The organism is Aeromonas sp. 95A (genome assembly GCF_051919235.1).
Lineage (GTDB): Bacteria > Pseudomonadota > Gammaproteobacteria > Enterobacterales > Aeromonadaceae > Aeromonas > Aeromonas veronii.
In genome coordinates this window covers 3,658,570-3,674,176 of the sequence record NZ_JBQBFC010000001.1, presented here as the reverse complement: position 1 = coordinate 3,674,176, position 15,607 = coordinate 3,658,570, and the positions used below count along the sequence as shown (strand labels likewise).

Annotated in this window: 11 protein-coding genes; 6 read left to right on the top strand and 5 right to left on the bottom strand. The window is 59.1% G+C overall.

Annotation, left to right across the window (positions count from 1 at the left end; genetic code table 11):
- Complete coding sequence (locus ACTG2U_RS16835) at positions 1–822, top strand: alpha/beta fold hydrolase (RefSeq protein WP_439974803.1); 822 nt, start codon at positions 1–3, stop codon at positions 820–822.
- A gap of 62 nt (positions 823–884) precedes the next feature.
- On the opposite strand, the gene eno is transcribed toward ACTG2U_RS16835, so the two are convergent.
- The 5 genes from eno to rlmD all read right to left on the bottom strand — a co-directional run bounded on the left by eno (position 885) and on the right by rlmD (position 8,693).
- A complete protein-coding gene (eno, locus tag ACTG2U_RS16830; RefSeq protein WP_005335583.1) occupies positions 885–2,186 on the bottom strand; it encodes a phosphopyruvate hydratase in 1,302 nt (433 codons plus the stop codon).
- Positions 2,187–2,275: 89 nt separating this feature from the next.
- Positions 2,276–3,913: a glutamine hydrolyzing CTP synthase gene (gene pyrG, locus ACTG2U_RS16825; RefSeq protein ID WP_005335584.1), complete on the bottom strand. Its 1,638-nt coding sequence runs from the start codon at positions 3,911–3,913 to the stop codon at positions 2,276–2,278.
- A gap of 141 nt (positions 3,914–4,054) precedes the next feature.
- On the bottom strand, positions 4,055–4,852 hold the full coding sequence (mazG, locus tag ACTG2U_RS16820; protein ID WP_429214892.1) for a nucleoside triphosphate pyrophosphohydrolase: 798 nt from the start codon (positions 4,850–4,852) through the stop codon (positions 4,055–4,057).
- Positions 4,853–4,925: 73 nt separating this feature from the next.
- Positions 4,926–7,139: a GTP diphosphokinase gene (gene relA / locus ACTG2U_RS16815; RefSeq protein ID WP_005335588.1), complete on the bottom strand. Its 2,214-nt coding sequence runs from the start codon at positions 7,137–7,139 to the stop codon at positions 4,926–4,928.
- 231 nt (positions 7,140–7,370) lie between these two features.
- Positions 7,371–8,693, bottom strand: a complete 1,323-nt coding sequence (gene rlmD, locus ACTG2U_RS16810; protein WP_439974802.1) for a 23S rRNA (uracil(1939)-C(5))-methyltransferase RlmD — start codon at positions 8,691–8,693, stop codon at positions 7,371–7,373.
- 153 nt (positions 8,694–8,846) lie between these two features.
- On the opposite strand from rlmD, the gene barA reads away from it, so the two are divergent.
- From barA to hcp, 5 genes are all read left to right on the top strand, one after another.
- Positions 8,847–11,564, top strand: coding sequence for a two-component sensor histidine kinase BarA (barA, locus tag ACTG2U_RS16805; RefSeq protein ID WP_368158604.1), 2,718 nt, complete (start codon positions 8,847–8,849; stop codon positions 11,562–11,564).
- Positions 11,565–11,653: 89 nt separating this feature from the next.
- On the top strand, positions 11,654–12,133 hold the full coding sequence (locus ACTG2U_RS16800; protein WP_005335594.1) for a DUF1456 family protein: 480 nt from the start codon (positions 11,654–11,656) through the stop codon (positions 12,131–12,133).
- Between the two features lie 34 nt (positions 12,134–12,167).
- A complete protein-coding gene (locus tag ACTG2U_RS16795; protein ID WP_439974801.1) occupies positions 12,168–13,055 on the top strand; it encodes an N-acetylmuramoyl-L-alanine amidase in 888 nt (295 codons plus the stop codon).
- A gap of 155 nt (positions 13,056–13,210) precedes the next feature.
- The gene (locus ACTG2U_RS16790) at positions 13,211–13,678 is read left to right on the top strand and encodes a Dps family protein (protein WP_439974800.1); all 468 of its coding nucleotides are present in this window, start codon (positions 13,211–13,213) and stop codon (positions 13,676–13,678) included.
- 288 nt (positions 13,679–13,966) lie between these two features.
- A complete protein-coding gene (hcp, locus tag ACTG2U_RS16785; RefSeq protein ID WP_439975131.1) occupies positions 13,967–15,607 on the top strand; it encodes a hydroxylamine reductase in 1,641 nt (546 codons plus the stop codon).

The following is a 15,607-nucleotide window of genomic DNA, read 5'->3' as shown; positions in this document are numbered from 1 at the left end:
ATGCAATCACAGACTCACACCTTTATCGTCAATGACAGCCCGCTGCCCTGCCTGCAGGCCGGTTCGGGCGAGCCGCTGTTGCTGATCCATGGCGCGCTAGCCAACCATACACTCTGGCTCGAACATATCGAGCAGCTCTCACGTCACTACACCGTCTATGCTCCCACCCTGCGCCACTTTGGCGAGGCGGGCAAAAACGGGCCATTTGGTCTGGAGACCCACGCCAGTGATCTGCTTGCCCTGCTGGAACAATTGCCGTGCGGGCCAGTGCATCTGGCGGGCTGGTCATACGGGGCGGATGTTGCCCTGACCGCTGCCCTGATGGCTCCGGAGCAATTCATAAGCCTCTATCTGGTGGAACCGGGTTGCCCTGGAGCCCTCGATGAACAGGGGATCGCTGCCTTTATGGCCGATGCCGGAGCCATGTTTGGCCCCGTGTTTGGCCAGGTTGGGGAAGGCTTGTTGCAAGAGGCCGTGGCGACCCTGATCGATGGTTCGGGTGGTCATGCAGGCTATTTTGCTGCACAACCGCTCAAGTGGCAGCAGGCGCAGTTGGCAGAAGCCGATAGCCTGCCCAAACAGTTGAACCAAAGCGAGCGGCCAGATTGGTCACCCGGGCGTCTTGCCATGCTCAACATGCCCACCTGCATCGTGCAGGGCGCAGATACCAGAGCGCTGTTTGCGCTGGTCTGTGAGGCTATTGGCAACGCCATTCCCGCCTGCGATCGCTTGCAGGTGCCGCACGTAGGGCACCTCTACCCCATCGAGCAGCCCGCACTGTTTGTGCAGCATCTGCAACGCTGGCTTGAACAGCAGGCATAAAAAAACCGGAACCCAAGGGTTCCGGTTATTTTCATTCCAGCCGAGGCTGGCAAACCAGCAAATTAAGCCTGGTTTTTAACTTCTTTCAGACCGCGGAAAGGAGCTTTGGCACCCAGAGCTTCTTCGATACGGATCAGCTGGTTGTACTTGGCAACACGGTCAGAACGGCTCATGGAACCGGTCTTGATCTGGCCAGCAGCGGTACCAACAGCCAGGTCGGCGATGGTCGCGTCTTCGGTCTCACCGGAACGGTGGGAGATGACGGCAGTGTAGCCAGCGTCTTTGGCCATCTTGATGGCAGCCAGAGTTTCGGTCAGGGAACCGATCTGGTTGAACTTGATCAGGATGGAGTTGGCGATGCCGTTGTCGATACCGCGCTTCAGGATCTTGGTGTTGGTTACGAACAGGTCGTCACCCACGATCTGGATTTTCTTGCCCAGTTCAGCAGTCTGATAGGCGAAACCTTCCCAGTCAGATTCGTCCAGGCCATCTTCGATGGAGACGATCGGGAACTTGGTGGTCAGGTCAGCCAGGAAGTCGGAGAAACCGTTGGAGGTGAAGACACGACCTTCGCCTTTCAGGTTGTACTCTTTCTTCTCTGCGTCGTAGAACTCGGAAGCAGCGCAGTCCATAGCCAGGGTGATGTCGGTGCCCAGTTTGTAACCGGCAGCGGCAACGGCTTCAGCGATAACTTCCAGCGCTTCGGCGTTGGATTTCAGGTTCGGAGCGAAACCACCTTCGTCACCAACTGCAGTGTTGTAGCCCTTGGACTTCAGCACTTTGGCCAGGTTGTGGAACACTTCTGCGCCCATGCGAACGGCTTCTTTCAGGGTCTTGGCGCCAACCGGCTGGATCATGAACTCCTGGATGTCGACGTTGTTGTCGGCGTGCTCACCACCGTTGATGATGTTCATCATCGGCAGCGGCATGGAGTAAACACCCGGGGTGCCGTTCAGCTCGGCGATGTGGGCGTACAGCGGCATGCCTTTGGCAGCAGCGGCAGCTTTGGCGTTAGCCAGGGAAACAGCCAGGATGGCGTTGGCGCCGAACTTGGATTTGTTCTCGGTACCGTCGAGGTCGATCATGATCTGGTCAACGGTGGCCTGGTCCTTGGCATCTTTACCCAGCAGAGCTTGAGCGATCGGGCCGTTTACGGCTTCGATGGCTTTCAGCACGCCTTTACCCAGGAAACGGCTCTTGTCGCCGTCACGCAGTTCCAGCGCTTCGCGGGAACCGGTGGACGCGCCAGACGGAGCGGCTGCCATACCAACAAAACCACCTTCCAGGTGAACTTCGGCCTCAACGGTCGGGTTACCACGGGAGTCGATGATTTCACGACCGATCACTTTAACGATCTTGGACATGTGTATTTCCTCAGGTTTCGTAAAAAAACAACAAAAATATGCCAAAAAAAGCGGCTGTGGCACAGTGCCCCAACCGCATTTATTTTCAATTACTTCAAATTACGCTTCTGATACTCGCCTGCCGCCTTCACAAAACCGGCGAACAGAGCGTGGCCATCACGAGGAGTAGAGGTGAACTCCGGGTGGAACTGCGCAGCCACGAACCAGGGGTGATCCGGGATCTCGATGATTTCCACCAACTTCTTGTCGGCGGAGAGACCGGTCACTTTCAGACCTGCCGCTTCAATCTGCGGCAGCAGCTTGTTGTTGACTTCGTAACGGTGACGGTGACGCTCGTAAATGGTCGGGCTGCCGTACATCTGACGCACCTTGGAATCTTCGACCAGGTGGCAGAGCTGGGAACCCAGACGCATGGTACCGCCCAAATCGGACTTCTCGGTACGGGTCTCGACGTTGCCCTCTTCATCCACCCACTCGGTGATGAGGCCGACGACCGGATACGCGCAATCTTTCTTGAACTCGGAGGAGTGAGCCCCTTCCATGCCCGCCACGTTGCGAGCGAATTCGATCATGGCAACCTGCATGCCGAGGCAGATACCCAGGTAGGGGATCTTGTTCTCGCGGGCATACTGGGCAGCCAGAATTTTGCCTTCCACACCGCGCTCACCGAAGCCACCCGGCACCAGGATCGCGTCCAGACCTTCCAGCAGCTCGGCGCCACGGGTCTCGATATCCTGAGAGTCGATGTACTTGATGTTGACGGAGTGACGGGTCTTGAGACCACCGTGCTTGAGCGCCTCGTTGACGGACTTGTAAGCGTCCGGCAGGGAGACGTACTTGCCGACCATACCGATGGTCACTTCACCGGTCGGGTTGGCCTCTTCGTAAATAACCTGTTCCCACTCGGACAAATCAGCTTCTTTGCACTCCAGACCGAAACGCTCGGTGAAGTAGGAGTCCAGATTCTGGGATTTCAGCAGTGCCGGGATCTTGTAGATGGAGTCGACGTCTTTCATGGAGATGACGGCGCGCTCGGGCACGTTGCAGAACAGGGCGATCTTGGCGCGCTCGTTGGCCGGAATGGCACGGTCGGAGCGGCAGATCAGCACATCCGGCTGGATACCGATGGAGAGCAGCTCTTTAACGGAGTGCTGGGTCGGCTTGGTCTTCACTTCACCGGCAGCAGCCAAGTAAGGAACCAGCGTCAGGTGCATGAACATGGCGTTGTTGCGGCCCACTTCGGCAGCCAGCTGACGAATGGCTTCGAGGAACGGCAGGGACTCGATGTCACCTACGGTACCGCCTACTTCGACGATGGCAACCTGATGGCCTTCGGCACCGGCAATCACCCGCTCTTTGATGGCGTTGGTGATGTGCGGGATAACCTGAATGGTGGCGCCCAGATAGTCACCACGACGCTCTTTACGCAGTACGTCGGCGTAGATACGGCCGGTGGTAAAGTTGTTGCGACGGGTCATCTTGGTGCGGATGAAACGCTCGTAGTGGCCCAAATCCAGATCGGTTTCGGCCCCGTCCTCGGTTACGAACACTTCACCATGCTGGGTCGGGCTCATGGTGCCCGGATCCACGTTGATGTACGGGTCCAGTTTCATGATGGTCACATCCAGACCACGGGCTTCCAGAATGGCTGCCAGAGAAGCTGCGGCAATGCCTTTGCCGAGGGATGAAACAACGCCACCAGTAACAAAAATATATTTGGTCGTCATGCTGAACCTGAAAGAAGTTTAGGGAATTTTAAGGGGTGCTTCGGGGATGAAGCAGGACGGGGAAACAGTATACCAAAAACCCCTCTCCCAAACAATGAGCAAAAATCTATCAGGCTCACCGCCCCCCCATCTTGCGCCAAATCAACTTTGCTCGGTTTCCTTCGCCTTATCCCAGGCGGCATCGAGCTTTTCGAGGGTGCAATCGGTCATTTTCAAGCCTTCTGCGGCGATTATCTGCTCAACCTGACGAAAACGACGTTCGAACTTGGCGTTGGCGCCTCGCAGTACCTGCTCCGGATCCTTGCCCAGATGACGCACCAGATTGACGGTGGCAAACAGCAGGTCGCCGAGCTCGTCGCTCACCCGCGCCTCGTCCACATCGGCCATCAGCGCCTCTTCCATCACCTCGTCGATCTCTTCGTGGATCTTGTCCACCACAGGCCCCAGCGTCTTCCAGTCAAAACCGACGGTGGCGCAGCGTTTCTGAATTTTGGCGGCGCGAGTCAGGGCAGGCAGCGAGAGCGGGATGTCGTCCAGCACGCTCTCTTTGTCGAGGGCCGCCCGCTCTTTGGCCTTTTCCGCTTCCCAGTTCGCTTTTACCGCTTTCTCGTCGCCAAGGTCTGCATCGGAAAAAACGTGGGGATGACGGCGAATTAGCTTCTCGCTCACCGTATCGACGATATCGGCGAAGTCGAACAAGCCCCGCTCTTTACCCAGCTGGGCGTAAAACACCACCTGAAACAGCAAATCCCCCAGCTCCCCTTTCAGCCCCTGCCAATCTTTGGTCTCGATGGCATCGGCCACTTCGTAGGCCTCTTCCAGGGTGTGCGGCACTATGGTCTGGAAGTCCTGTTTCAGATCCCAGGGGCAGCCGTTTTGCGGGTCACGCAAACGAGCCATGATGTCGAGTAGTTGGGGCAGATCGTAACGTTGGGACATGGGATATTCGCTTTCAATTCGTTCAAAAAGGGTCGTAAATACAGACCGGCCACTGGGGCCGGTCGGTTCGATATCAAAGCCGCTTGGCGCTGATCACGTCGTTAAGCTGACTGAGCTTGGCCAACGCCCGGTTGAAGGCGTTGATGTTGTAAATCTCCAGCTCCATGTCAATCTCAGCTGTCTGCTCGCGCACGTTGGAGCGTGAGCGCACCCCCATCACATTGATCTTCTCGTTGGCCAGCACTGTGGTGATATCGCGCAGCAAGCCGGAGCGATCGTTGGAGATGATCCGGATGGTGAGGCCGTAGCCGCCGGAGTAGTTCTCCCCCCACACCGCATCGATAAGCCGCTCCGGATTGCGACGTGACAACTCCTTGAGCTGCTCGCAATCTTCCCGGTGGATCGAAACGCCACGGCCCATGGTGATAAAGCCCTGAATGGAGTCCCCTGGAATGGGCTGGCAGCAGCGGGCAATATGGGTCATCAAGTTGCCGACCCCTTCCACCACTATGTGATCTTTGGGCTTGTGGCGCATCGGCGCATTGGCCTTCTGCTCCAGCTTCTCCAGCAGGCGGCGATCTTCCTCTTCCGCCGTCGGCTTGTTGTAGCAGGTGTCGAGATAGTTGAGCACCTGGTTGATGCGGATATCGCCGCTGCCGATACCAGCCAGCAGATCGTCAGTGCTCTCCAGATTGAAACGCCGCAGCATGTTGCCCTTGTCGATCTTGGACATGCTGAGGTTGTGGCGATCCAGCTCCTTCTCGAACAGCTCGCGACCGGCCACGATATTCTTGTCCCGATCCAGTTTTCTGAACCAGGTCGCCACCTTGGCCCTCGCCCGGCTGGAGCGCAGGAAGCCGGCGTTGGGGTTCATCCAGTCGCGGCTCGGGTTCGGCTCTTTCTGGGTGATCACCTCCACCTGATCGCCGGTCTGCAGCGCATAGGTAAACGGCACGATGCGGCCGTCAATCTTGGCGCCGATGCAGCGGTGGCCGATCATGCTGTGGACGTGATAGGCAAAATCGAGCGGGGTAGCGCCCGCCGGCAGGTCGATGACATCCCCTTTCGGGGTGAAGACATAGACCCGGTCCTCGAACACCTGACTGCGCAGATCTTCGAGCAGGGAGCCGCTCTCGGAGAGATCTTCCTGCCAGGCGAGCAGCTTGCGCAGCCACTCGATCTTGTCTTCGAAGGTGTTGGCCTTGCCGCCAGCCTGTGCCCCTTCCTTGTAGCGCCAGTGCGCCGCAACGCCGAGCTCGGCATCCTGATGCATCTGGTCGGTACGGATCTGGATCTCGACGGTCTTGCCCTCCGGCCCCACCACTACGGTGTGGATCGACTGATAGCCGTTGGGTTTGGGGTTGGCGACATAGTCGTCAAACTCGCGGGGAATGTGGTGGAACTGGGTATGCACGATACCGAGCGCCGCATAGCAATCCTGCAGCCGCTTGGTCACTACCCGCACCGCGCGCACGTCGAACAACTCGTTGAATTCGAGGTGCTTCTTCTGCATCTTGCGCCAGATGCTGTAGATATGTTTCGGCCGACCGTACACCTCGGCGTCAACTCCCGCCTCTTTCAACCCATTACGCAGGGATTGCACAAACTCGCGGATGTAGCGCTCGCGGTCGAGCCGCTTCTCGTCGAGCTGCTTGGCGATCTGCTTGTAGGTATCCGGGTGCAGGTAACGGAAGGCAAGATCTTCCAGCTCCCACTTGAGCTGGCCGATGCCCAGACGGTTGGCGAGCGGCGCATAGATGTTGGTGATCTCCTGGGCCATCAGCACCCGGGTCTCTTCATCTGCCGTCTTCGCTTCCCGCAGGCAGGCGATCCGCTCCGCCAGCTTGATCACCACGGCGCGCACATCCTCGACCATGGCGAGCAACATGCGACGCACGTTGTCGACCTGCTCCGGCGAGGTTTCGCTGCGATGGAGGGTTTGCAGGGATCGGATTGCCTCCATCTCCAGCACCCCTTCCACCAGCTTGGCGATCTTGGAACCGAAGTCCTCGTCCATCCGCTCCTGGCTGATGAGACCGGCTTCGACGAAGGGGTAGATGATGGCCGCTTTGAGGGTGCCGATATCCATGCTGAGCATCTGCAGGATGCCCACCATTTCGATACCACGCACCAGCAGCTTGCTCGTCAGCGCCTCGTCACCGAGCGTCAGACAATACTGGTAGACGGTTCGCAGCTGATCCTTTTCACTGTCACTCAAGGAGAGCGAGCTGACCCACTCTTCCAGGGTGAAGTTGTCTTTCAAATGAATATCGCGAACCGCAACCATGGTATCAATCCTTTAAATTATCGGGCCGAAAGCTGTCACTTTCTCCCCTCATGAGATTGCCTCAAATGGGGATATCCAGCGCACTTTTCAAGGCATATTGTCCAGAAAGACAATAGAGCGCGCCAACAGGCCCTGCCGAACGACGAGGGTCTAGATTACCCCAATCACATCAGCTCAAACAGACGCAGACATGCCAGATTACATATCCGCATCGCCGAACTGATGAGTCATTTACTCCCGTTCAAACAGCGCCATGGACTCCAGATGACCGGTGTGAGGGAACATGTCGAGCATGCCGAGGCGCACCAGACGATAACCCCCTTTCACCAGCACCTGACTGTCCCGCGCCAGGGTGACCGGGTTACAGGAGACGTAGACCACCCGCTTGGGTGAAAGTTTCACGACGTGTCCCATCACTTCCAGCGCGCCGGGGCGAGCCGGATCCAGCAGCACCAGATCAAACCCTTCCCGCGCCCAGGACATGCCGACAATGTCATCGCTCAGGTCGGCTTTGTAGAAACGGGCATTGGTGATGCCGTTGCGACGGGCGTTCTCTTCGGCCCGCTGCACCATGGCCAGTTCACCTTCGACACCCACTACTTCGCGAGCCTGACGGGCCAGCGGCAGGGTGAAGTTGCCGATGCCGCAGAAGAGATCGAGCACCTTGTCATCCTTGCTCGCCCCGAGCCATGTCAGCGCCTGCTCAACCATGCTCTGGTTGATGGGGCCGTTGACCTGAATGAAATCACCGGGAGCAAATGCAAGAGACAGGCCATCCAGCGAATAGGATGGGGAAAAATGTTGCTGCAGCGCTTCGATGCGATCATCGGCCGCCTGCAGATAGAGGTCTATTCCCTGCGCTTTGGCAAACTCCACCAGCAGGGCGCGATCCGCCTCATTGGGGCGGCCGATGTGGCGCAGCAGCATCATGATCCCCTGCTCCGCCTGGATAAGCTCGGCATGGCCCAGCTCACGCTGGCTCTTCAAGCGATTGAGGCACTCACGCAGCGGGGCAATCAGCGCAGAGAGCGGCTCGGCCAGTACAGGGCAACTGTCGATCTCCACCAGATCGTTGCTGTTGCGACGGCGGAAACCGACCCGGGTGCAGCGACCGTTCTTGTCAAATTTGATGGCCAGACGACAGACCCGGCGGTAAGCGCGATCTTCACCGGTCAGTACCGGCTCCAGCGCCGGCGCCTTGATGTTGCCCAACCGCTCGAACAGGCTGACCAGTCCGGCCGCCTTGGCGGCTTGCTGATCGGCAACCAACATGTGCTGGGCACTGCAACCGCCGCACTCGCGATAGTGGCTGCAGAAGGGGGCGATACGATTGGCCGCCGGGGTCACCACCTGCTGCAAGGCGGCGTGACCATACTGCTTTTTCTCTTCGGTGATGCGTGCCTTGACGGTCTCGCCGGGCAGTGCCCCTTCGACGAAGATCGCCTTGCCCTGATGGCGACCGATACCGACGCAGTGGTGATCGAGGGTGTCTATCGTAAATTCAATGCGTTGGAGCTGGGTGGACTTCTTTTGGGGCTTGAAAAACTGGGCCATAAAACTTGGTGCCTATAGGTGGCTATGTCATGATTGTGGAATCTGCTGCCGGGTATTGTCCCACAAGAATAATAGTATGACCAAATACGGCCACAGAGCCCGTGTATTGCCATCAACCCTATCGCCAACCCTGTTCACTGGTGGCCTGTTCGTATGACCAAATATGGCCTGAGAGCACGCGTTCTCGCCTTCACCATCCTGCCGACCCTGATCATCGGTGGCCTGATGGCCGGTTACTTCACCTTCCACCGCTACCAGCAGCTGGAAAACAACCTCATTGATCAGGGGATCAACATCATCGAACCGCTGGCGATCGCCAGTGAATACGGGATGACCCAGCACAGTCGCGAATCCCTCAAGCGGCTGATTGGCCTGACCCATCGCAAGAACTCCCCCTTCATCAAGTCCATCGCGGTTTTCACCCAGGACAACCAGCTGTTCGTCACCTCGAACTACCACCGGGATTTCACCCGACTCAGGCTGCCCGATGGCGAGCCTATTCCGGATCTGACCAGCGTGACGTTTCAGGGGGACGACATCATTTTGCGCACTCCGATCCAGGCCGAAACCAGCCTCGATGGCTTCCCGCTGCCCAGCGATGTAGAGCCGCCGATGATTGGCTACATCTCGATGCAGATGGCGACCGATCGGGCCATGCTGCTGCAGTACCGAGACACCTTCTTTGCGGTGATCATGGTGCTCATCGGGGTCGCCTTCAGTACCCTGTTTGGCTTCCGGCTGGTCAAGAGCGTGACCCAGCCCATCACCAACATGGTGCAGGCGGTGCACAAGATCAGGGAGGGGCGGCTCGATACCCGGGTCAGCGGCCAGCTCACCGGCGAGCTGGATATGCTGAAAAACGGCATCAACGCCATGGCCAAGGCGCTCTCCGAATATCACGAAGAGATGCAGCAGAATATCGATCAGGCCACCTCTGACCTGCGCGAAACGCTGGAACAGATCGAGATCCAGAACGTAGAACTCGACATGGCCAAGAAGCGGGCGCAGGAGGCGGCGCGGGTCAAGTCGGAGTTTCTGGCCAACATGTCCCACGAGCTGCGCACTCCGCTCAACGGGGTCATCGGTTTTACCCGCCAGCTGCTGAAAACCAGCCTGACCCCGAGCCAGACCGACTACATGCAGACTATCGAGAAGTCGGCGCGCAACCTGCTTGGCATCATCAACGACATCCTCGACTTCTCGAAGCTGGAAGCGGGCAAGCTGCAGCTGGAGCATATCCCGTTCAGCCTGCGCGACACCCTCAACGAGACCATGCACCTGCTCGGCCCCAGCGCCCACGACAAGCAGCTGGAGCTCTCCCTGAGGGTGGATGCCGATGTGCCGGACTACCTCACCGGCGACCCCATGCGTCTGCAACAGGTGCTGACCAACCTCACCGGCAACGCCATCAAGTTCACCGAGCAGGGCAACGTGGATGTCCATATCGAGCAGACCGGCAGTGGCAACCACAAGGTGAGGCTCAACGTCCAGATCCGCGATACCGGCATCGGTATCTCCCAAGAGCAGCAACATCAGCTGTTCCAGGCCTTCAATCAGGCCGACTCCTCCATCTCCCGCCGTTATGGCGGCACGGGCCTGGGCCTCGTCATCACCCAGAAGCTGGTGCAGCAGATGGGCGGCCAGATCCGCTTCGAATCGGAGCTCGGCAAGGGCTCAATCTTCTCGTTCAGTCTGGATGTGGAGGTCTCCCCCCTGCCCCAGACCGATCAACTGCCGTTGGATCGGATCCGTGGCAAACGGCTCTGGCTGCTGGAACCGGATCCCTTCGCGCAAGCCTCTCTGCTCGCCCTGCTGGCGGAGTGGCACCTCGACGTGCACCCACTGACCAGCGATGCTCCCTGGCCCGAGATGAGCGAGCAGGAGATGGTGATCATCGGCAGCAGCACCCTGCATACGCCGCAGCAGGTGATCGGCCGTCTCGACAGACTGAACGGCCAGCAGCAGAACACCATAGTGCTGCTCAGCAGCCACGAGCCAGCGCTCTATGAAGCTATGCTGGCCCATGGCGCCCAGCACTGTCTCTCCAAACCGGTCAACCACCGCAAGCTGCTGCACGCCCTGCTCTCGCCGGAATCGAGCCGCCAGAAGCTGCCCGCCCAGCCTGCGCCGCGCCAGTTGCAGCCAATCAAGGTGCTGGCGGTGGACGATAACGCCGCCAACCTCAAGCTGATCGCCGCCATGCTCAAGGAGATGGTGAGTCAGGTGGTGGTGTGCAAAAACGGCAAGGAGGCGGTCAAGCAGGCCCAGAGCCAGCCGTTCGACATCATCTTCATGGATATCCAGATGCCGATCATGGATGGCATCAGCGCCACCCAGGCGATCCGCAACCAGTCCCTCAACACCACCACCCCGATCGTGGCGGTGACCGCCCACGCCATTCCCGGCGAACGGGAGCGGCTGATCCGGCAGGGGATGGACGACTATCTGGCCAAGCCCATCGACGAGAGCATGCTGGCCCAGCTCATCACCGACTTTGCCCATCGCCGCCACCAGAATAATGGTGCCCAACAGATCGACTGGGCACTGGCGGTGCGGCAAGCGGCGGGGAAAGAGCATCTCGCCAGAGAGATGCTGACCATGCTGCTGGCCAGTTTCGACGAAGTGGAACCTGTGCTGGATAGCGCGCTGGCGGGCGAAATTGAAGATAGCGAGGTGCTAGCCCAGCTCCATCGCCTCAACGGCGGCTGTGCCTATTCCGGGGTGCCGGGACTGCAACGGCTGCTCTCCCAGCTGGAGCAACAGCTGCGTGACGGCGTGCCGGTCAGCGAGCTGGAACCCGAGCTGCTGGAGCTGCAAGATGCGCTGGAACTGGTGCGCCAGGAGGCGCCCCGCTATCTCGGCAAAGCTTGATGAGCTTGACCTGAACTGTATCGGCCCCCGCTTTTTCTGACGCGAGGGCCGCCAGATGGTAAAGTTGCGCCGTTTACACAGGAGTCAGCATGACCAACAACGATATTCTGCGCCGTCTGCGCTACGCCCTCACCATCAGCAACGACCAGATGGTCGAGATGTTTGCCAAGGGCAACCTGACGGTCACTCACGCCCAGCTGCACAGCTGGTTGATGAAAGAGGCGGCGGAAGGTGAAGAGCAAGAGGCAGGCTATGTCGCCTGTCCCGACTCGGCCCTGAGCCAGTTCCTCGACGGTTTCATCATCGCCCGCCGCGGCGTGCGGGAAGATGCACCGGCCCAGGTGATCCCGAACCGGATCAACAACAACATGATCCTGCGCAAGCTGCGCATCGGTCTCAACTTCAAGGAAGAGGATATGCTCGGCACCCTCAAACTCGCCGACTTCAACCTCTCCAAGTCCGAGCTCAGTGCCCTGTTCCGCTCCAAGGATCACAAGCACTATCAGGATTGCGGGGATCAGATCCTGCGCAACTTCCTGATCGGCCTCACGGCCAAATACCGCGGCTAACCAGCCGCGCGACTGACCAGACAGAGCCTTCGACATGTGCCAGCGACTCACTCCTCCCACGCTCAGCAACCTGGCTGCAGCAGGGGGATGGCGCTGGCGCTGTCTTCTTCCCCTCTTCTTTCTACCACTGGTTCTACTGCTGAGCGCCTGTACCCCGTCCGAGTACCGGCTCTCGACCCGCTATCAGAGCGCCAACCAGAACGAGCGGATCGCCTTTCTGATCCTCCACTACACCGACGAAGATGATGCCAACTCCCTGCGCCTGCTGACCGAGCCGGAGCACAAGGTGAGCGCCCACTACCTGATCCCCCGCGACAGCCACGAAACACCGCTACCGGTCTATCAGCTGGTGCCGGACAGCGCGCGCGCCTGGCATGCGGGACGCAGCCGTTGGCACCAATATGCCGGGCTCAATGCCAGCTCCCTTGGCATCGAGATCGTCAACCTCGGCTATCCAGCGGAAGATGAGTCGCTGGCACCCCATGCCCGGCGCTGGCAACCCTATACCCCGCAGCAGATTGCTGCCGTCGGCGCACTCAGCCGGGAGCTGGTCGCCCGCTACCAGATTCCACCGACCCAGGTGCTGGGCCACAGCGATGTCGCCCCCGAGCGCAAGCAGGATCCCGGCCCTCACTTCCCCTGGCGCCAGCTCTATCTGACGTACGGGGTCGGCGCCTGGCCAGATGAAGGTCGGGTGGCCGACTTACTGGCCAGCCCCTTGCCCGATTGGGATGCGGCCATGTGGCAGCAGCAGCTGGCCCGCTATGGCTACGGCCTGCCCCGGAGCGGCCAGTGGGATGAGCAGAGCCGCGCCGTCATGGGCGCCTTTCAGCTCCACTTTCGCGCAAGCAAGGTCGATAGCAAACCGGACCGCGAGTGTCAGGCCATCCTGATGGCGCTGCTGGAAAAATACTTCCCCTAATACTCATCCATTGCCCCCGTTGCTGCGTACTGTTTGATAGCCATTAACTATCAAACAGTTAGGCACAAGCAATTGTCCCTGCATTTTGCAAGGCGTTACTCTGACTGCGTTCCGAAAGAGAATTTAAAACCGATTTCCAAATCTGGAGGTGAATGATGAAAAGCCCGATTGGTCTTGATACTGCTCAATCACAAGCCCTGGCAGCCGAGTTGAACAAATTGCTGGCCAGCTACCAGATCCTCTATATGAACGTGCGCGGCTTCCACTGGAATATCCGTGGCAACCAGTTCTTCGAACTGCACCTGAAATTTGAAGAGATTTACAACGACCTGTTGTTGAAAGTCGATGCGCTGGCCGAGCGGATCCTGACGCTGGACGGGGTGCCGATGCACAGCTTCAGCGACTACCTGAAAGTCTCTGCCATCTCTGAGCAAAAGGGGCTGCACGATGGCCGCGCCTGTGTCGAATCCCTGCTGGAGAGCTTCCGCGAACTGCTGGTCGCCCAGCGCCGCATTCTGGGCCAGGCCGCCGAAGCCGGTGATGAGGGCACTGCCGCCATCCTCTCCGACTATGTGCAGCAGCAGGAAAAGCTGGTCTGGATGCTGCGCGCTTATCTGGCCTGATAGTCAGCCAAGCCGGCTACAGCGTACGTATGCTGGCTTGAGGAAGTGCCGGGCCGGGGCATCTGACCAGGCCTTGCCCCAACCCGTTTGATTGTTATGTTCTGTTGCAAACCTGAGTTGTCTCTCCTTTTATCCACCCGCTTGCCGCCCTGTCTGGGCGGCTTTTTTTGTTTTTGATCTGCATCAAGGGAATCTTAATTGGCAAATTGAATGTCTATTAAGTTTTTCGCGAGGGGAATAGAATCGCCACAAAACAAACAACTGAAATGTCCAATTGGGAGAGGCATGATGTTTTGTGTGCAATGTGAACAGACAATTCGTACCCCGGCAGGCAACGGCTGTGCTTACGCACAAGGTATGTGCGGCAAGACGGCGGAAACCTCGGATCTGCAAGATGTCCTGATCTATACCCTGCAGGGGCTCAGCGCCTGGGCGCTGGCTGCCCGCGAGCAGGGCATCATCGACCGCGAGATCGATACCTTCGTGCCCAAGGCCTTCTTCGCCACCCTGACCAACGTCAACTTCGACTCGAATCGCATCGTGGCTTACGTCAATCAGGCCCTGGCTTATCGCCAGCAACTGGCCGCCAAGCTGGCGGTGCAGGTCAACGACTTGCCACAGTCCGCTCACTTCGAGCCCGGTGCAGAGCTGCTGGAACAACTTGCCCATGCCGCGCCAGCTGCCCCCAATCGGGGCAAGAGCGAGGTGAACGAGGACATCATGGGGCTGCGCCTGCTCTGCCTCTACGGCCTCAAGGGCGCCGCCGCCTACATGGAGCACGCCCGGGTGCTGGATCAGCAGAGTGACGAGGTGGCCGCCGAATTCCACCGCATCATGAGCTGGCTCAGCACAGACCCGAGTGAGCTGGAGCCGCTGTTCAACTGCGCCATGGAGATCGGCCTGCTCAACTTCAAAGTCATGGAGATGCTGGATCTGGGTGAAACCAGCGCCTTCGGCCATCCGGAACCGACCCAGGTACGCGTCACCCCGATCCCGGGCAAGTGCATTCTGGTCTCCGGCCACGACATGATGGATCTCAAGCTCATTCTGGAGCAGACCAAGGGGACCGGCATCCATGTCTACACCCACGGCGAGATGCTGCCCGCGCTGGCCTATCCCTTCTTCAAGCAGTACCCCCATCTGGTGGGCAACTACGGCTCCGCCTGGCAGAACCAGCAGAAGGAGTTTGCCAACTTCCCGGGCGCCGTGGTGATGACCTCCAACTGCATCATCGACCCGAATGTGGGCAACTACTCGGATCGCATCTTCACCCGCTCCATCGTCGGCTGGCCGGGCGTCACTCATTTGGAGGGGGATGATTTCTCCGCCGTGATTGCCAAGGCGCAAGCACTGGAAGGCTTCAAGCACACCGAGCTCGAGCACTTCATCACCATCGGCTTTGCCCGCAACGCCCTGATGCAAGCCGCCCCTGCGGTGATTGAGAAGGTGAAAGCGGGTGAGATCAGCCACTTCTTCCTGGTGGGTGGCTGTGACGGCGATAAGGCCGAGCGCGCCTACTTCACCGAATTTGCCAAAGCCGCCCCGCAAGACAGCCTGCTGCTGACCCTGGGCTGCGGCAAGTATAAGTTCAACAAGCTCGACTTTGGCGACATCGGCGGCATTCCGCGCCTGCTGGACGTGGGTCAGTGCAACGATGCTTACTCCGCCATCCAGCTGGCGTTAGCGCTCTCAGAAGCGTTCGAGTGCGGCGTCAACGATCTGCCGCTGACCCTGGTACTCTCCTGGTTCGAGCAAAAAGCCATCGTCATCCTGCTCACCCTGCTGGCGCTCGGGGTGAAAGACATTCGTACCGGCCCGACCGCCCCTGCGTTCCTCACCCCGGCCCTGCTCAAGGTGCTGGAGGAGCAGTTTGGCCTGAAAGGGACCACCACGGTCGAAGCTGACTTGGCCGAGATCCTGGCGGCCTGA